This is a genomic window from Mesorhizobium sp. M0028 (assembly GCF_040323855.1).
Taxonomy (GTDB): Bacteria; Pseudomonadota; Alphaproteobacteria; order Rhizobiales; family Rhizobiaceae; genus Mesorhizobium.
In genome coordinates, this window is record NZ_JAMYVG010000004.1 from 225,382 (window position 1) to 243,997 (window position 18,616).

The 18,616-nt window shown below is 62.0% G+C and carries 17 protein-coding genes; 10 read left to right on the forward strand and 7 right to left on the reverse strand.

Annotation, left to right across the window (positions count from 1 at the left end; genetic code table 11):
• Positions 1-11: 11 nt before the first annotated feature.
• Both NKJ93_RS11515 and petA read right to left on the reverse strand, forming a co-directional pair.
• Positions 12-1,307, reverse strand: coding sequence for a cytochrome b (locus tag NKJ93_RS11515; protein ID WP_352483846.1), 1,296 nt, complete (start codon positions 1,305-1,307; stop codon positions 12-14).
• Between the two features lie 16 nt (positions 1,308-1,323).
• Positions 1,324-1,800, reverse strand: coding sequence for a ubiquinol-cytochrome c reductase iron-sulfur subunit (petA, locus tag NKJ93_RS11520; protein ID WP_031193388.1), 477 nt, complete (start codon positions 1,798-1,800; stop codon positions 1,324-1,326).
• Positions 1,801-2,259: 459 nt separating this feature from the next.
• On the opposite strand from petA, the gene NKJ93_RS11525 reads away from it, so the two are divergent.
• The 10 genes from NKJ93_RS11525 (at position 2,260) to NKJ93_RS11570 (ending at position 12,373) form a co-directional block, all read left to right on the forward strand.
• Positions 2,260-2,844, forward strand: a complete 585-nt coding sequence (locus NKJ93_RS11525) for a glutathione binding-like protein (protein WP_023717005.1) — start codon at positions 2,260-2,262, stop codon at positions 2,842-2,844.
• Positions 2,845-3,183: 339 nt separating this feature from the next.
• Positions 3,184-4,239, forward strand: a complete 1,056-nt coding sequence (locus NKJ93_RS11530) for an alpha/beta fold hydrolase (protein WP_352589062.1) — start codon at positions 3,184-3,186, stop codon at positions 4,237-4,239.
• A 187-nt stretch (positions 4,240-4,426) separates the two neighbouring features.
• Positions 4,427-5,599, forward strand: a complete 1,173-nt coding sequence (gene dgoD, locus NKJ93_RS11535; RefSeq protein ID WP_023717007.1) for a galactonate dehydratase — start codon at positions 4,427-4,429, stop codon at positions 5,597-5,599.
• Between the two features lie 5 nt (positions 5,600-5,604).
• Entirely contained in the window at positions 5,605-6,381 is a 777-nt protein-coding gene (locus NKJ93_RS11540) for an SDR family oxidoreductase (RefSeq protein WP_352589065.1), read from the forward strand.
• A gap of 32 nt (positions 6,382-6,413) precedes the next feature.
• Complete coding sequence (locus NKJ93_RS11545) at positions 6,414-7,397, forward strand: substrate-binding domain-containing protein (RefSeq protein ID WP_023717009.1); 984 nt, start codon at positions 6,414-6,416, stop codon at positions 7,395-7,397.
• A gap of 94 nt (positions 7,398-7,491) precedes the next feature.
• The gene (locus NKJ93_RS11550; RefSeq protein ID WP_352483848.1) at positions 7,492-9,012 is read left to right on the forward strand and encodes a sugar ABC transporter ATP-binding protein; all 1,521 of its coding nucleotides are present in this window, start codon (positions 7,492-7,494) and stop codon (positions 9,010-9,012) included.
• Positions 9,009-10,010: an ABC transporter permease gene (locus tag NKJ93_RS11555; RefSeq protein ID WP_023717011.1), complete on the forward strand. Its 1,002-nt coding sequence runs from the start codon at positions 9,009-9,011 to the stop codon at positions 10,008-10,010. The genes NKJ93_RS11550 and NKJ93_RS11555 overlap by 4 nt, the downstream gene beginning before the upstream one ends.
• Positions 10,011-10,012: 2 nt before the next feature.
• A complete protein-coding gene (locus tag NKJ93_RS11560) occupies positions 10,013-10,813 on the forward strand; it encodes a FadR/GntR family transcriptional regulator (RefSeq protein ID WP_352589068.1) in 801 nt (266 codons plus the stop codon).
• A gap of 5 nt (positions 10,814-10,818) precedes the next feature.
• Complete coding sequence (locus NKJ93_RS11565; protein ID WP_023717013.1) at positions 10,819-11,694, forward strand: aldose 1-epimerase; 876 nt, start codon at positions 10,819-10,821, stop codon at positions 11,692-11,694.
• A gap of 214 nt (positions 11,695-11,908) precedes the next feature.
• The gene (locus NKJ93_RS11570) at positions 11,909-12,373 is read left to right on the forward strand and encodes a cupin domain-containing protein (protein WP_352589071.1); all 465 of its coding nucleotides are present in this window, start codon (positions 11,909-11,911) and stop codon (positions 12,371-12,373) included.
• 66 nt (positions 12,374-12,439) lie between these two features.
• Here NKJ93_RS11570 and NKJ93_RS11575 read toward each other — a convergent pair whose 3' ends face one another.
• Genes NKJ93_RS11575 through NKJ93_RS11595 form a run of 5 tightly spaced genes read right to left on the reverse strand, consistent with a single transcriptional unit; the run spans position 12,440 to position 18,597 of the window.
• Positions 12,440-12,943, reverse strand: a complete 504-nt coding sequence (locus tag NKJ93_RS11575; RefSeq protein WP_023717015.1) for a sarcosine oxidase subunit gamma family protein — start codon at positions 12,941-12,943, stop codon at positions 12,440-12,442.
• Complete coding sequence (locus tag NKJ93_RS11580; protein WP_352589074.1) at positions 12,936-15,890, reverse strand: sarcosine oxidase subunit alpha family protein; 2,955 nt, start codon at positions 15,888-15,890, stop codon at positions 12,936-12,938. Before NKJ93_RS11580 ends, NKJ93_RS11575 begins: the two co-directional genes overlap by 8 nt.
• A complete protein-coding gene (locus tag NKJ93_RS11585) occupies positions 15,887-16,168 on the reverse strand; it encodes a sarcosine oxidase subunit delta (protein ID WP_023717017.1) in 282 nt (93 codons plus the stop codon). The genes NKJ93_RS11580 and NKJ93_RS11585 overlap by 4 nt, the downstream gene beginning before the upstream one ends.
• 13 nt (positions 16,169-16,181) lie before the next feature.
• Positions 16,182-17,438 (reverse strand): sarcosine oxidase subunit beta family protein, encoded by a 1,257-nt coding sequence (locus NKJ93_RS11590; RefSeq protein WP_023717018.1) that lies wholly within the window; start codon positions 17,436-17,438, stop codon positions 16,182-16,184.
• 10 nt (positions 17,439-17,448) lie between these two features.
• On the reverse strand, positions 17,449-18,597 hold the full coding sequence (locus tag NKJ93_RS11595; protein WP_023717019.1) for a M24 family metallopeptidase: 1,149 nt from the start codon (positions 18,595-18,597) through the stop codon (positions 17,449-17,451).
• Positions 18,598-18,616: the final 19 nt, after the last annotated feature.

Here is an 18,616-nt window from a genome sequence, read left to right on the forward strand (position 1 = left end):
CCATTCACAGTTCAATGTTTGGCCTCCGGCCCGGCGATCGGGCCTCGGCCGCTGGCCTTGTCTTTTTCGAGAACTGCTTCGGTGATCGAATTCGGCAGCCGTCGCGGCTTTTCGATCAGCCCGAGCACCGGCATGGCGATGACGAAGAACGCAAAATAGTAAAGCGTCGCCAGTTGGGACATGACGACGTAGGCGCCTTCCGCCGGTCGGGAGCCGAGCCAGCCGAGAAAGAGGGCATTGGCAACGAACAGCCAGAAGAGCACCCTGTACCAGGGGCGGTAGACCGCCGAGCGCACCTTCGAGGTGTCGAGCCACGGCACCAGGAACAGCACCGCGATCGAGCCGAACATCGCGAGCACGCCGCCGAGCTTGGAATCGATCGGCCCGATATTGAAGGTGATGGCCCGCAGGATCGCGTAAAACGGCAAGAAATACCATTCCGGCACGATGTGGGCCGGCGTCTTCAGCGGATTGGCGATCGTGTTGTTGTCGGGATGGCCGAGATAGTTCGGCAGGTAGAAGACGAAATAGGCGAAGAAGAACAGGAACACGAGGATGCCGAAGGCATCTTTGACGGTGGCATAGGGCGTGAAGTCCACGACATCGGTTTTCGATTTGACCTCGATGCCGGTCGGATTGTTCTGGCCGACGACGTGAAGCGCCCAGATATGCAAGGTCACCACGCCCGCAAGCACAAATGGCAGCAGGTAATGCAGCGCAAAGAAGCGGTTCAGCGTCGGATTGTCGACCGCGAACCCGCCGAGCAAAAGCTGCTGGAGCCAGTCGCCGATCAGTGGGACGGCCGTGAAGAAGTTGGTGATGACAGTAGCGCCCCAGAACGACATCTGTCCCCAAGGCAGCACGTAGCCCATGAAGGCCGTCGCCATCATCAGCAGGAGATTGGTGCAACCGAGCACCCACAGCAGCTCACGCGGCGCCTTGTAGGAACCATAGTAGAGCCCGCGGCAGATGTGGATGTAGACGGCAATGAAGAAGAACGACGCGCCGTTGGAATGGAGATAGCGCAGCAACCAGCCCGAATTCACGTCGCGCATGATCTCCTCGACTGAATTGAAGGCCAGTCCCGTATCAGGAGCGTAATGCATGGCCAGCACGATGCCGGTCAGGATCTGTGAAACCAGCATGATCGTGAGAATGCCGCCGAACGTATAGGCATAGTTCAGGTTGCGCGGCACCGGATAGACGATGAAGCTGTCGTGCACCAGCCGCGGCAGCGGCAGGCGGGCATCGAACCAACGTGCGATTCTGGTTTTGGGCGTATAGGTCGAGTGTTTGTCGCCGCTCATCGAAATGCCCCCTGCCTCAACCAATGCGGATCTTGGTGTCGGAAACGAACTGGAACACCGGTACCGCCATGTTCTCGGGTGCCGGACCTTTGCGGATGCGGCCGGCGGTGTCGTATTGTGAACCGTGGCACGGACAGAACCAGCCATCGAAGTCGCCTTCCTGACCATGCGGGATGCAGCCGAGATGGGTGCAGACCTGGACCATCACCACCCAGGCTTCCTTGCCCGGCATAGTTCGGTTAGCGTCGGTTGCCGGCGCGTCGACCGGCAGGTTGGCGTTGCGGGCGATTGGATCCTTGAGCTCGGCGAGACTGACTGACTGGCCGTCCTTCATCTCTTGCTCAGTGCGGTTGCGCACGACCACCGGATTGCCGTGCCAGTCGACGATCAGCGACGTTCCTGGCCTCAGCGAGGAGACGTCGACCTCGATCGCGTCGGGCGCTTCGACGTGCAATGTGTGCTCGGCTGTGGAGGTTTCGGAAAGGTCGGCCATGATGGCGACTCCTATGTTGGAAGCTGCGTCATCGCGTTGGTGGCAATCGAGCAAAAGCAGGCCACAGCTTTCGCCTTCCAGTCTGCTCATGCCGCGCGGAATATGCCGGCCGTGGCCGGGTGTGAGCCATCGTGCCAACGGCGCGTGCGTCCAATACTTTCGTTTATGATTTCCTGAGCGAAGGACTGGCCGGGCTGGCGATGACGCCGTCATGGAAGGTTCTGAATTCCTCCAGGTAACCGTTGGCCACTGAGCTGAGATACCGTCCGGCATTGCGCACGGCGATCCCGAACTTCAGCCCGATCATACCTCGGCACAGGCATGCCTAGCTGTCGGTGTCGTAGTCGTCGTCCCCGCCAAGTGCGAGTTTTTGGAGCAGTTGTCTCGCGTGGCGCTGGGCAGGTTTTCGCCCGGCGACGACCAATTGCGGAACTCAATCGGGGTCAGAAAGGGAAAACGGTGAAACTCTACTACAGCCCTCTCGCCTGTAGCCTGGCGGATCACATCGCATTGGAAGAGGCCGGTGTTTCCTTCGAGCGCGAAAGCGTGAACCTCAAAACCAAACGAACGAGCTCCGGGGATGATTTCACCACCGTCACGCGCAAGGGCTATGTTCCAGCCCTCGTGCTGGATAGCGGCGAAGCGCTGACGGAAAATATCGCAGTCCTCGACTGGATTGCGTCACAATACCCGGCACTGGGAGTGGCGGGGCCGTTGGGCCGTACCCGCGTTCTCGAAGCGCTGGCCTACGTCTCAACTGAAATACACCGAAGCTTCAAGCCGATGTGGCACCAAAGCAGCGATGCCGAAAAGGCCAAGGCGAGCGCGGCGATTACGAGCCAACTCGAGTTCGTCGCTGACGGGCTCGAGACCGACTATCTGTTCGGCGACAAACCCAGCGTGGCGGATTTTTATCTTTTCGTGATGCTGCTTTGGGCGGCCCGCTTCCACGTCCCTGTTCCCGCGCCTTTGCAAGCGCTTCGCGCCCGAATGGCTGCGCGACCGGCCGTGCGCATCGCAATGGATCGTGAGGGCCTCGTCTAAAAGCCGAGGGTGGCTCCGAGCATAAGATCAGACGCAATATATCCTCTCACCCCAACAAAGATCAGGAGTCATTCTCATGCTGCCGTTTCTGCGGATGCTACATCCAGCCGCTTCCAAGCGCGGGGACGGCCTACGTCTCGAATTTCTCAGGAGGGAAATCGAGGAAACGCTGGACCTTACCGGCATCCGGTCAGAATTCGCCGCACTGCCTCCTGGCCGAGCGGTTACAATCCTGGATTCGTCGCAGTCACCGTCGGAATAGGCGCAATATTTCCTGTCGGCCGATACGGCGGCGGGTTCTGGTCGCTCCCGCTTGTTGGTCATCATAGAGGCTTCATCATGAATGCGAATAAAGCTCCCGAGACGGTCGATCATCGCCGCCGACGCATTGTTGGTGCAACGGCAATGACGTTCGCCGCCACCGAACTCGGCTTGAACGCACCGGCAGCCACTTGGACGGTCGAGGCGAAGGCATCCGCGATGCAACCCAAGCAGAAATCATTCGGCTCGCTCAGCCAGGTCAATGCCGGAAAGCTGAGCGTCGGATATGCGGAGCTAGGGCCCGCCGAAGGTGCCCCAGTGATCCTGCTTCATGGCTGGCCTTATGACATTCACACTTACACCGACGTCGCTCGCCTGCTTGCCGCAAAGGGGTACCGCGTGATTGTGCCCTACCTGCGCGGCTACGGCACTACGCGATTTTTGTCGGACGAGACGATGCGCAATGGCCAGCAGTCGGCGCTCGCCGCGGATGCGATCGCGCTGATGGATGCGCTGGGGATCGAAAAGGCCACGATCGCCGGCTGCGACTGGGGCGCCCGAACGGCCAATGTCGTTGCCGCGCTCTGGCCGGAGCGTTGCAAGGCGATCGTCTCGGTGAGCGGCTATCTAATCGGAAATCAGCAGGTCGGCGTGGTGCCGCTGCCACCGGAGGTGGAGCTTCAATGGTGGTATCAGTATTACTTCGCCACGGATCGCGGCCGCGCCGGCTACGAGAAATACACGCGCGATTTCGCCAAACTCATCTGGAAACTCGCTTCGCCGCAGTGGAATTTCGACGATGACACCTTCCAGCGCAGCGCCGCAGCCCTGGACAACCCGGATCACGTCAGCATCGTCATTCACAATTACCGCTGGAGGCTCGGCCTGGCACATGGCGAGCCGGAATATGACGTTCTGGAAAACCGGCTGGCCGAAGCTCCCGTGATCACAGTGCCGACCATTACCCTTGAGGGTGATGCCAATGGTGCACCCCATCCCGACAGCAGTTCCTACGCCAAGAAATTCTCGGGCAGATACACGCACCGGATCATCATCGGCGGTATCGGCCACAACTTGCCTCAAGAAGCCCCGCAAGCCTTTGCCCAGGCTGTCATCGACGTCAGCGAATACTGATCAGGCAAGCTGAGTGAGCTGCTGATGCCTGCGCTGGATGGGTGGCGAGGACATGATGGTTGCGCATTTGCGCTGAACGTCGAGGCGAGGCGCTGGTCCACATCGATGTTGCGCTTGACTCGTTCATATTATCCGTAATAAATCATACATATTGCCTCGAAAAAAGACGGCAGGTCTGGGAGGACCAATGAAAATCACGGCCATCAAGGCGCGCGTCTGCAATGCGGAAATGCGCAACTGGGTCTTCGTTCGCGTCGAAACCGACGAGCCCGGGCTGTTTGGCTGGGGTGAGGCAACGCTGGAATGGAAGACCCGAGCCGTCGTTGGGGCGCTTCAGGACCTTGAGGCCCTGCTCATCGGGCAAGATCCGCGCAATGTGGAGCAGTGCTACCAGATACTTACGCGGCACGGCTTTTGGCGTCTTGGCGTCGAGGGAATGTCCGCCGTCAGCGGCATCGAGATCGCGCTCTGGGACATATTGGGCAAGTCGTTGGGCGTCCCCGTCTGGCGCCTTTTGGGCGGTCGGGTCCGCGACTATCTGCGCACCTATACGCATCTCGGCCTCGGGGACATGAAGGCGGTCTATGAGACCGGATCCGCGGATGCCATCGTGGAACGCGGACGCATCGTGACGCAAGCAGGCTACGATGCGGTCAAGGTCGTCTGCATTCCCTACACCCACTACGTGTCTCCTGCGAAGGCAGTCGATTCTGTTGCCAACATGGTTGGCTCACTTCGCGAGGCGGTAGGCCCGGATATCGACATCATGGTTGATTTCCACGGACGCCCTGCATCGGTTAACGCGGCGATGGATTACCTCAAGGCAATCGAGCCGGCCCGCATCATGTTCGCGGAAGAGCCCGTGCCGCCCGAAGATGTTGCCGGACTGGCGCATATCACGGCGCGATCGGCCGTGCCGATCGCGTCCGGCGAACGGCTGATCGGGCGCCGCGAATTCACGCACTCGATCGCAGCCCGCGCCTTCAACATTGCCCAGCCGGATATTTGCCACACTGGCGGTCTGCTCGAGACAAAGAAGATCGCGGCCATGGCGGAAACCGCAGGCATCGGCCTTGCGCCGCACAACCCGCTCGGTCCGATCGCCGGTGTGGCTGCTCTTCATTTCGGCATATCGACCCCAAACGTTGTCATTCAGGAGGAGATGTCCGGTGCCGTCGCCTGGTACGACGATGTCGTTACCTGGCCAATTCGGCGCAAGCCAGGCCGCTGGGATCTGCCCGAACTGCCGGGCCTTGGCGTCACCGTCAAGGAGGACGTTATCGCGCGCCACCCCTTCAAGCAGGAAGTGCTGCATGCCCGCAACGCCGTCATGCCGGACGGCACCGTGGTCGACTGGTGAATGCAATGGCAGGCCGGCTGCAAGGAAAGATCGCAATCGTCACAGGCGCCGGCCAAGGCATCGGTGCCGCCACCGCCCGGGCTTTTGCGATGCATGGGGCAAAGACCGTCATTGCCGAACTGAATGCGGCAAGCGGCAAAGCGATCGCCGACGAACTGCGTGTCGGAGGCGCCGACGTATCGTTCGTCGAGACGGATGTCACGGACGCATCCGCGGTCGCGGACATGGTCGCCCGCACGATCACGAGCTATGGCGGCGTCGACGTTCTCGTCAACAATGCCGGTGCCAACGTCTTCTACGAACCACTGGCGATGCCGGATGAGGAATGGGACCGCTGTCTCAAGCTAGACCTCCAGGCCGCATGGTTCTGCGCCAAGGCAGTCTTGCCGACGATGCTGGCGAAGGGCTCGGGGTCTATCGTCAACATAGCGAGCTGTCACGCGTTCCAGATCATTCCCCGTACATTCCCGTATCCGGTCGCCAAGCATGCACTTTTGGGCCTGACCCGTTCGCTGGCCATCGAATATGCCGCGCGCGGTATCCGGGTGAACGCGATCGCCCCCGGCTATATCGAGACGCCGATCGCGGAAGCCTACTGGAACACATTCCCGAACCCCGCCGAGGAGAAGCGGCGAGCCTACGACCTTCATCCGCCCAAGCGCATTGGCCGGCCGGACGAGGTTGCAATGACGGCGGTTTTCCTCGCTTCGGACGAAGCGCCGTTCATAAATGCCGAGACGATCACCATCGATGGTGGGCGCTCGGTTCTCTACCACGACTAGCAACGACCATCGAGCTCTCAGGGAGGATCTTCATGAAAACCACAACAAAGGCTTTGGCGACATTTGCGGTACTGGCTGCCGGACTGATGAGTGGCGCAGCAAGCGCAGACGACATCAAGATCGGCTACATCAACAAGATGGGAGACCATCCATGGTTTGTCGCCGAAGTCGGCGGCGCCAAGAAAGCGGCCGAGGCGGCAGGGGCTGCGTTCGTGTCGCAGGACGTTCAGTTCGACGCCAATTTGACGATCACGACCTTCGATACGATGGTCGGCGATGGCGTAAAAGGCATCGCCATTGTCGTCCCCGACAAGGCGCTGGGACCGGTCATCGCCGAGAAAGCAAAGGCCGCAAAAATTCCCTTGGTGGCGGTCGACGACGACATCTACTACGAGGACGGCACTCAGGTCCCCTATGTCGGCATGAATGCCTACAACATCGGTGCGCGGGTGGGCGAAGAGCTTGCCAAGCTCTACAAGGCCGACGGCTGGGCGGGTAAAGAGGTGCGCATCGCGTCGATCGAGGACCGCAAAGCGGATACCTGCATGCAGCGCAACAAGGGCGCGGAAGAAGCATTCCTGAAGGCGGTGTCCGATTTCAAGCCGGGCAATATCGTTCGCGTCCCCTACGACAATACGATGGTCAACGCCATCGACGTGATGACCACCACATTGACGGCCAATCCCAGCGTCACGAACTGGATATTCTATTCATGCAACGATGATGGCGTGCTGGGTGGTGCGCGAGCCCTGGAAAACGCCGGCTATACCGCAGACCAGGGCATGGGGATCGGCATCGACGGGAGCCGCGCTTGTGACGCTTTCGGATCCGGAAAGCCCTCGGCGTTCCGTGGTACGATGTGGCTCAATTCGGAAAATCATGGCGCGCTGGCGGTGAAGATTCTCTTGGCCTCCATCAAGGACGGAACGAAGCTTCCCGTTCAGTCCTTCACGGACCCGGAATACATCACCGCCGAAAATTTTGCGTCGGACTACAAAGCCAAGCTCTGCCACTGAACCAGATATGCGTCATGCCGCAGGGCGCATGACGCTCTTTGGGCCGGCAGTTCGTCGGCAGGCACACGGGATCGATCCTCGGGAGTGAGCTTTGATGCAATCGGATTTCTTCTCGCTCGACAGGATATCGAAGCGCTTCGGCGTCGTGCAGGCGCTCGACAATGTCTCGATTGCCTTTCGGCCAGGAGAGGTGCTCGCTCTGGTTGGCGAGAATGGCGCCGGCAAATCGACAATGATGCGAATTCTCGAGGGCGTGTTCGCACCGGACACCGGCACCGTGCTGTATGGCTCCACGCCGATCGTTTTCAGCGAACCGCGCGACAGCCACAGAGCCGGAATACGCGTCATCCATCAGGAGCCGGAGATCGTTCCGAACCTGACCGTGGCCGAGAACATTTTCGTCGGCGAACTGCCACGGCTGGCAGGCGTCCTGCTCGACTGGCATAGGCTCGAGGAGCAGACCGACAAGGTGCTTGCGACCTTCGGCATGCAGCAGGATATGCGGGCGCGTCAACTCTGCAGCACGCTCGGCCCGGCACAGCGCCAGATGATCGAAATCATGCGCGCCATACGTGCTGGCGGCCAGCTGATCGCATTCGATGAGCCGACCTCGTCGCTGACCGACGACGAAGCGCGCCGTCTGTTTTCAGTAATTCGGCGGCTGCGCGAAGAGGGCACTTCGATCGTCTACATCTCTCATAGGCTGAACGAGGTCATCGACCTTGCGGATCGCATTGTCGTTTTGCGGGACGGCCGGCTGGTCGACGATTCCCGCGCGGACGGTGCCAGCGAGCAGACCATAGCCAAACTCATGGTCGGCCGTGACATCGCCGATCTGTTTACGCGCGAGACGTGGCAATCGGGGCTACCGTTGCTGGAGGTGGCGGGCTTGACCACCGACCACGTCACCGATGTGAGCCTCAAGGTCCGCCGCGGCGAGGTGCTCGGCATTGCCGGCCTTATGGGTGCGGGTCGATCCGAGCTGGCAAAGGCGATTGTCGGCTATGATCGGCGCCTCGACGGAACCATAACGATGAGCGGCGTGCCCGTTGGCCCCAACAGTCCGCATGCAGCGATCGTGGCAGGCATCGGCTTCGCCCCCGAAGACCGCAAGCACGAGGCCCTGCTGCTGTTCCGAAGCATTCTTGACAACGCCTCGCTTTGCGTGCCCGACAAGACGTCGACCTTCGGCTTCTTCAACCGGCGCAAGGCACTGGAGATCGTCTCACCGCTTGCAGCAAAGATGTCGATCAAGGCGCCCAACCTCGACGAACAGGTTTCGAAATTGTCGGGTGGCAATCAACAGAAGGTCGTTCTCGCGCGCTGGCTTGCCCGGCAGCCGATGCTTCTCATCCTCGACGAGCCGACCCGCGGCATCGACATCGGCGCCAAGGCGGAAATCTATCGCCTGATCGATGAACTCGCCGCAAGCGGTATCGGCATAATCCTGATTTCCTCGGAAATGCCCGAACTGATCGGGCTCGCCGACAGGGTGCTTGTCATGGCTGGAGGCCGGATCACGGCCGAACTTTCCCGCCCAGACATCGATGAGGCCACGATCCTGAAGCACGCCATGCCGCAATCTGTAGCATCGCTCGGAGGACAAATTCAGTGAACAGCCTTGAGCTCAGGACAGCAACAACACAAACCGGCAAAAGACGCCCTTCCTTGCGCATGGCAGAGCGCATCGGCATTCACAACATAAGCCTCCTGGTTGCTCTCGCCATTCTCGTGCTCATTTTCGGCACTCTGAGAGGCGACGTGTTCTTCTCGAGCCGAAACCTGCTGAACATCGGTCTGGGCATTACCATCCTGGGCGTCCTGGCGATGAGCCAGACCGTGGTCATCGTCGCCGGCGGGCTTGATATTGCCGTCGGCGCAATCGTCGGTCTGACCACAGTATCGACGGCAATGGCCATTCAGGCGACCGGATCGCCGGCAGCGGGCATTCTTGCCGGCCTGGTCCTGGGTGGTCTTGCCGGCCTCGTGAACGGCATCATCATCACCTACGGGCGGGTCAACGCTGTCATCGCGACTCTCGGTACGATGGCGATCTTCCGCGGCATCGCGTTCATCATATCCGATGGGCAATCGATCGCGATTTTCAGCGACACTTTCCGCTTCATTGGGATCGGACGAATCCTCGGCCTGCCTCTGCTGATCTGGATTCTTTTGCTGACCGCGATCGTGTTCCATCTCTTCCTTGCCCGCTCGATCGTTGGCCGCAACATCTATGCCCTGGGCGGCAATCCCGTTGTTGCACGCTTCTCCGGCATCAACATCAACCGCTACCGTGTCGGCATCTACATCATGAGTGGAGTGGCGGCCGGATTGGCCGGGATTCTGTTGGCTGCCCGTACCGGCTCGGGGCAGCCCGTATCCGGATCCCAAGGCCTGGAACTCGAGGCCATCACAGCGGCCGTTCTGGGTGGCTGCGCCTTGCAGGGCGGTAAGGGCACGATCGTCGGCGCACTACTGGGCGTCGCCATCATTGGTGTCCTCAACAACGGAATGATACTGACGTCCGTGCCAACCTTCTATCAGTTGCTTGCCAAGGGCTCGCTGCTGATACTTGCTGTGGTAATTGCCGAGTACCACTTGAACAGGACATGACGATGGACACGGCGATCGCTTCGACTGGCCAAGGCAAGCAGGACATTCCTGCCGCAGATGGCGCCACGTCATCGCTCAAGGATCGCATCGCACGCGATCTCGGACAGCGAATCCTCGCCGGCTCCTACGCGCAGCACTCCGTCTTGCCGACGGAAGCTGAACTTTGCGTTATCTACGGGGCGAGCCGCACGGCGCTTCGCGATGCTCTTCTGACGCTTTCGGCGAAAGGATTGATCGAGGCACGCAAGCGGGCCGGGACGCGTGTGCGCGTGTCGAGCGAATGGAACAGGCTGGATGCACAGGTTCTGGAATGGATGCGCGATATCGAGCCCGATCTCGATTTCGTCCGCGGATTGATCGAGGCGCGGCTGATCATTGAACCCGCGGCCGCCCACCTTGCGGCCAAGATGGCGACGTCAGGCGATCTCGCAGTCATCGAAGCCGCCTATGAGGCCATGCGCACTGCTCCGCAGGACGACCTTGCTGCGTGTCTCGATGCCGACGTCAGGTTTCATACCGCCATCCTTCGTGCCAGCCGCAACCCGGTGTTCGCCAATCTCGGCAATATGCTTGCTGCCGCCCTCAGCTTCTCCTTCCGATTGACCACATCGGCCACCGCTAATTACCAGCAGACGCTGAGCGCGCATGGCGACGTGCTGGAGGCAATCCGGATGCGCAGGGCCGACGACGCTCACGATCAGATGAAGGCGCTCATCGGGATCGCGTCGAACGACCTCCTTGCAGTGGCTCGCAAAGGCCGCCATCCACAGCCGATCGCCGCTGCCAAGGCCGATACCGTCTGAAACTGATGGTCCGAACGATCAAAATCGGAAGCGGAGACCTGTCCGCTGAAATCGTCCCGTCGCTTGGGGCAGGTCTTGCGAGACTGGACCATGGGCGCGTGCCGATCTTCAGGCCTTGGCCAAACGGCGGGAGCAGCAACCCATTCGACCTTGCCTGCAACCTGCTTTTGCCGTGGTCGAATCGCATCTCGGGCGGCGGATTCACATTCGACTCCAAATTCCACGAACTGCCTGCCAATGTTGCAGGCGAGCCATTTCCCGTTCACGGCAATGGATTTTCGAGCGAGTGGGACGTCGACAGCGTAGCGCAAGATAACGCAAAGCTGTCCCTTATCAGCAAAGGACCCGGCCCATACCGATATCGCGCCGATGTGAGCTACGCGCTAGCCAGACAAGGGCTCGAGCTGAAGCTTCGCATCGTCAATCGGGCCTCGGTCAGGCTGCCGTTCGGGCTTGGTATCCATCCATGGTTCCCGAGAACGGCACGGACCGCGCTTCATGCGCCGGCCTCGCAGGTTTGTCTCGAACTGCCCAGCCATCTCCCCGAACGGTTTGTGGATGTCAAAACCCGTCCCGATTGGGATTTCGGCGCCCCGGCCGTATTGCCGAGCGGATGGATAAACAATCTGTTTGCCGGCTGGGACGGCGTCGCTACCATATCGTGGCCGGAGCACAGTTGCAGCCTGCGGATTGAAGCTTCGTCGCCCTTGAACTTCTACCTGGTCTATTCGCCATCGGACGAGAGCGACTTCTTCTGTTTTGAACCGGTCAGTCATGCGGTCGATGCTCACAATCGTGGTTCGATCGACAAATGGAATGGACTGTCGGTGCTTGGCCCTGGCGAGAGTCTGGCAGCCCGTTGCAGCTTCGCCGTCAATTAGACGGACCTCTGCGGCGCCCTCGAGTTGGCGTATGTCGGTGTCGGCCAGCATGTCCGGTTAGCCGGCTTTTCGTCCAAAGTGAGCTTGGGAAGAGGGAACTCCGGCGACCGGGAACCCGTGAGCCCGTTCGACGTTTGCCGGATGTCGCTGCGCAGTTTGTCTGCTTGACGGCACGGTACGGGCCTACTCCGAATGTACCTGGCAGATTGGATCAATGACAGATGTTGACCCAAAGGAATTCGTGCTCGCAGGCATCGTCATGAAGCGACTGGTCTCCGGCGAACAGACGGGAGGCTTGTTGAGTCTCTTCGAAAACCGAAGCGACGGGCAGACGAAAACACCAATCCATGTTCACGCGAATGACGACGAGACAGTCTACGTCATCGAAGGGCAGTTGGCCGCAATTGTGGCCGGCGAGGTCCGAACGCTCTCGCCCGGTGAGAGCATGTTTCTGAAGCGCGGCATCCCGCACCAGCTCGTGAATCCCGGCAACCAGCCCGTTCGCTACATCCTGATAGACACGCCAAGTGTGTTCGAGCAGTTCCTCGCCGAAGGTGGCCATGAACTCGGCAAGGGAGAGGTGGTCGGGCCGCCGACGCCTGCCGATATCGAGCGGCTCAAAGCAGCCGCGCCGAAATTTGGGATTACGCTTCTGCAAGACTGGCCAGCAAGAGGGTAAACGGTTTCGTGATAGCGGCTTGGATCGGCCGCTAAAGCCGATCCTTGCCCGAGAAACCACCATTGGCTAGCCATCCGCAATCCAATCCGAGAGGCTGCGGGCAAAACTTCGCGGCACGATGAGTTCGCACGCGGCCTCGCCGGTGCGCAGGAAGAGCACGGAGACATGATGGAAGGATGTCTGCACGGCGCGGCCCGGAGCGGCGGCCGGCGCGTGCCAGTCGACGGTAATGCAGCCGGACAGAAGCCTTGCGATGTCAGGGCCGGCCATTTTCAAACGAACACGACCTTCGCCGAGGGGAACAGAACAGCCGAGATCGGGGTCGACGGAAAGCGCGGGCGCTTGCGTGCCTTCGTCGAGAACCAGCCAGAGGCGGCGAGGTGCAATGCGGATGATTAGAAGCCCCTTGTGGCGAACGGTCTCTCCGACCGAAGCGGGAAGTTTCGTGCCGAGCGACGCCGAGACGCTCTTTTCGAATTGTCTCAGTGTCCCGTCCCAGCCCTCGATCTGGATAAGCGGACAATCGGCCACGGATAGGCTGAAATCCCGAGAAGAGGTCAAGCTAGCCATGCAGCCGTTCTCCCTGTGGATCGAGGAATACTGGCGAGACAATGCGGGCGCGAACTGTTTCGGCCTTCATCGGATAGACCGCCACGACCTCGCTTCCTTCTGCCGCGACATCGCCGGCAAGCAGGGCCAGCCCGACATAATGGCCGCGCTCGGGGCTGAAAGTGACGGAGGTGATGCGACCGCGCCCATGGCCATAGGGTTTCTCATCCGGCAGGAACAGGATGGCGCCGCCGCGCAGGCGTTTTCCGTCCTCGATGCATTCCAGTCCGACCAGGCGCTGCCGGTTGGGCGCCCGGAGGGCAGGGCGCCGTCGCAGGACGTCGCCGACGAAGCCGCTGCGCTTGCCGGCCATGCGGCCGAGGCCGAGATCGTCGAGCGTCGTGCGTCCATCGATTTCAGGTCCGGCGACATGGCTCTTTTCGACGCGCAGCGCACCTAGCGCCTCGACGCCGTAAGGCTTCAGGTCGAATGGTCTGCCGGCTTCGAGCAGACGGCTCCAGAGCTGTTCACCGGCAGTGGCGCCGGTATAGACTTCGTAAGCGCGCTCGCCGGAATAACTGAGACGTAGGATGCGGAGCGCACGGCCCCCCCATCCGCTTTCGAGTAGTCCCATATGCGAAAGCGCCGCGTCGGAAACGTCGAGAGCGGGAAACGCTGCATTCAGGATCGCGCGGCTGTTAGGCCCGGCAACCGACATCGCCGCCCATTCGTCGCTGACCGAAGTGACGGCCACGCGCAAATCCGGCCAGGCCGTGTCGAGCAGGAATTCGAGACGCGACAGCACATCGGCGGCCTTGGCGGTCGAAGTGGTCATGAAGAACCGGTTTTCCGCCAGCCGCGTCGTGGTGCCGTCGTCGAAGACGATGCCGTCGTCGCGCAGCATGACGCCGTAGCGGGCGCGGCCGACCGCCAGCTTGGCAAAGCCGTTGGCGTAGACGCGGTCGAGGAAGATTGCCGCATCCGGGCCTTGGACGTCGATCTTGCCGAGCGTGGAGATGTCCATCAGCCCCGCGGCCTGACGTACATTCCGCATTTCGGCGACATAGGCTTCATTCACGTCATGTCCGGACTGCCGGTAGAAATAGGGCCGCATCCAGAGCCCCACCTCGAGCATCTCGGCGCCGTTGGCCATGTGCCAGTCGTGCATTGGCGTGCGGCGGATCGGCTTGAAATGATGGCCGATGGCGCGCCCGGCAAGCGCCCCGATGGCAACCGGCGTATAGGGCGGGCGGAAGGTCGTGACGCCGGTCTCGGGAATCGTTGCGTTGCGCAGCGCCGCCATCGCGGCAAGCGCCGGAAAATTGCTGGTCTTGCCTTGATCGGTACCCATGCCGAGCGTGGTGTAGCGCTTCAGATGCTCGACCGATTCATAGCCCTCGCGATGGGCGAGTTCGATATCCCTCGTCGTCACATCCATCTGAAAATCGACGAAGGCTTTTCCATGTCCGACGGAAGGCGCTTCGCGAAGTAGCGTCGTGGCGGTGTCGCCGAGATCGAGTTTGGCCGGAGCGGGAACCGGCGCCGACTTGCCGCCGGAGGCTGCCGCGTCGATGCCGGCGCGATGACCGTCCTCGATGGCATCGGCAGTTGCATAGGCCCCAATCATCGCGCCGGCACCTAGCCGGCCGGCCGGAAACGCGCCCGGCACGAAGCCGCCGATATCGTCGCGATAGACAGGTTTGACACCGAGGTGCGAGGTGAGATGCACGGTTGGCGACCAGCCGCCGGACACGCAGACCAGGTCGCAGGCGGCCGAGGACTGGCCCTCCGGCCCGTTGAGCGTTACGTGCCTGACGGCATGGCCGCCGTGCAGGTCGACGATCCGCGTCCCGGCCCGTATCATTACGCCGAGCCGTGCGGCTTCCGCGGCAAGTGCTGCGGGCGGGACTGCGCGCAGATCCGCAACCGTCACCTCCGCGCCGGCTGCGGCATAGTCGAAGGCGGTGCGCCAGGCACCGTCATTGGTGGTGGCGACAATGATTTTCTTGCCCGGCAGGACAGCGAAACGGTTGAGATAGGTCCGGGCGGCTGAGGCAAGCAGGACGCCGGGCCGGTCATTGTTCGAGAACACCATCGGTCGCTCGATGGCGCCAGTGGCGAAAACGATCGAGCGGGCGCCCAGCATGGTGACCGTTTGCCGCGCCTCGCCGTTCGGCTTCGGACCGGTTGGATCGCGCTGTTCGACCAGCCCGATGACATTGCCGTCATAGCTGCCGAAAGCGGTTGTCCGCTTCATCAGCACGACGGTTTCGAAGCCCTTCAACTCGGCCTCGGCCTGCCTCAACCATGCGGCCGCCGCGCTGTCGGACGGTTCCGCCAGAAGCTGGCCGCCAAGCAGGAAATCCTGCTCGATCAGCGCGACCCGCGCCCCGGCCGCGGCGGCTGCCCGCGCTGCTGACAATCCCGCCGGGCCGCCGCCGACAATTGCGACATCGGCGAAAGCATGACGAACCTCGTAGCGGTCGGGATCCGGGCCGGTGCCGGCTCTGCCCAGACCGGCCGCCTTGCGGATAAAGTGCTCGTAGAACATCCAGGCGCGGCGCGTCGGGCCCATGAAGGTCTTGTAGTAGAAGCCGGCGGACAGAAACGGCGCCAACAGCCCGTTGACGCTTTGTACGTCGAAGGCCAGCGATGGCCAGCGATTCTGGCTTTCCACGTCCATGCTGTTGGCGAGTTCCAGTGTCGTCGCCGGCAGGTTCGGCTCGCGCCTGCCTGCGATCCCGAGCGTAACCAGCGCATTCGGTTCCTCCGGCCCGGCGGAAAAGATGCCGCGCGGGCGATGATATTTGAAGCTGCGCCCGACGAGAGTGACGCCGTTGGCGAGCAGCGCGGAGGCAAGGGTGTCGCCGCGATATCCAATCAGCTTGCGGCCGTCGAAGGTGAAATCGAGCGGCACCTCGCGACTGATACGGCCACCCACCGGCAGGCGTTTGCGGTTCGAACTCATGCCGGTGATTTCCTGAGAGTTGATTTCCTGGCGAAGTCGACTGATGCGACGGCATGGTTGCGGGTGTCGCGTTCGACCACCAGCCATTGCCGGCAACCGGTCACGTGCTGCCAGTATTCACGGTGCGGGCCGGCCGGGTTTGTCCTGATATAGACGTAACGGTACCAGGCCTCCGGATCGGGATCGTCATGGGCCGGACGCGTGACCGAGGCATCGCCGCCGTAGCGGAACTCGTCATGGTCGCGCGGGCCGCAGCAGGGGCATTCGATGCGCAGCATTTTGTTCCGCCTCCTATTGCAGCCAAGCGGAAGGGCCGACGCCGGCCTCATCGAGCGTGTGGCCGGTGCGGAAACGATCGAGCCCGTAGGCCGCGATCAAGGGATGCGGCTTGCCGGTGGCGATCGTGTGGGCGAAGCACCAGCCGGAAGCTGGCGTTGCCTTGAAGCCGCCATAGCACCAGCCGCCGTTGAGATAGAGGCCGTCGATCGGCGTCGGGCAGATGATCGGGCTGGCATCGGGGGTCATGTCCATGACGCCGCCCCAGTGGCGCAGCAGGCGGACGCGCGAAATACACGGCATCAATGCAATCGCCGCCTCCGCCACCTCGCGCACGACGCCGAGATTGCCGCGCTGGGCGTAGGAATTGTAGCCGTCGAGATTGCCGCCGAAGACCAACCCGCCCTTGTCGGACTGGCTGACATAGAAGTGGTCGGCGCCATAGGCGACGACGTGATCTACCAGCGGCTTCAGCGGTTCGGTGACAAAGGCTTGCAGGACGTGGCTTTCGATCGGCAGTTCAAGGCCGGCCTTGGCACCGAGCACGGATGTATGCCCGGCAACAGCGAGGCCGACCTTGCCGGCGCCGATCCGGCCTTTCGTCGTTTCGACGCCGACGATACTGTCGCCGTCGCGGAGGAAGCCTGTCACCTCGCAGTTCTGGATGATGTCGACGCCATGGCTATCGGCGGCGCGCGCATAGCCCCAGGCGACGGCGTCGTGGCGTGCCGTGCCCGCCCGGCCCTGGAAGATGGCGCCATGGATCGGGAAGCGGGCAGTGTCGGAAAAATCGAGATAGGGCACCAGCCGGCGCACCTCTTCGCGGTCGAGGATATCGGCATCGATGCCGTTCAGCCGCATGACGTTGGCGCGGTGGCTGAAACCGTCGAGCTGATCGGCCGAATGCGCTGTGACGAGCTGGCCGCGCTGGGAGAACATGACGTTGAAATTCAGCACCCGCGACATGGTCTCCCAGAGCTTCATCGAGAATTCGTAGAACTGGGTGTTGCCGTCGAGCAGGTAGTTGGAGCGGATGACGGTGGTGTTGCGGCCGACATTGCCGCCGCCGACATAGCCCTTTTCGAGCACCGCGACGTTGCGGATACCGTGGTTATCGGCAAGGTAGAAGGCGGTGGCGAGGCCGTGTCCACCGCCGCCGATGACGATCACGTCATAGGACGGTTTTGGCTCCGCCGCCCGCCAGGCGCGCTGCCAATTCTTCTGGCCAGACAGCGCGTTGCGGAAAATCGAGAGTGCCGAGTAGCGCGCCATACGTGCGGGCCTATCGAACGATCGGGCCGGCCGGCGTGCGGGTGAGCACTTCAGCACCCGCGTCGGTCAAAAGCACCGTGTTGGAGACGAAGTCATCGCCGCGACCGGTTCCCATCAGCCACGACAGGATGTGGAAGCTCATCCCGGTCTCGATCTCAAGGTCGGAATCGTGCCTCAAGCCGGTCACCGAATTGCCGCCGGTCCATGATGGCGGCTGGCCAGCGCCAACCAGGTAACCGCAGTGATGGCGGCGATAGTGGGAAAGACCGGCCTCGTCGGCGACGGCCTGCCAGGCGGCGTAGACATCGCGCGCCTTGGCGCCCGGCCGCAGCGCCTCGACGACAGCGTTGAACGCCTTGGCGGTCACCGCCGCCATTGTGGCGTCTTCGTCGCTTATGTGGCCGATGCGAATGAGCCGGCCGAGCGGCGCGTGGTAGCGTGAGATGCAGCCGGACAGTTCGACGAAGACCGGCTCGCCCCTGCGGTAGATCCCGTCGCCCCAGGTCGTGTGCTCTTCACCCAGGCGCGCGGCCGGGCGGATGAACGGTCCGAAGCCCGGCGCATGACCGCCGGCGCGGATCATTGCCGCAACACATTGGGCGGCGACCTCCTGTTCGGAAGCGCCATCCGAGATCGCGGCGATCGCGGCACCGGCGGCGGCGTCCGTCACCTTTGCGGCGCGCCGCATCAGCACCTGTTCCTCGGCGCTCTTCACCCGCCGCATCTTGTCGATCAGACCGGAGACGTCGCTCCACTTGGCATCCGCTTGCATCTGGAGTGCTACGGCAAGTCCATGGCTAAGGCCGGCCGTCCAGTATTCGAGGCCGATCCGCTTGCTGGACAGGCCGAGCTCCGCAAGCACCCGCGCGGCAAGGTCGGCCGCCGTTTCGCTGTCGGAGTGGCCACGGAATTCCGCTGCCTTCACCCGCTTCTCGATGGTCACCTTTTCCATCGAGCGGGTGACCAGGACAGGTTTTCCCTGGAGCGGGACGATCAGCAGGTGAGGGGCAAAATACCCCCAGTGATCGAGCCCGGTGAGATAGAAGACGTTCTCCGGCGAGGCGAAGACCGCCGCGTCGAGCTCACGCTCGGCCAGTGTAGTACGGACCTTGGCAAGGCGGCCGGCGATTTCGGCTTCGGAAAAGGGATTACGGTCCATCGGGCGTCCTCGTGCTTGT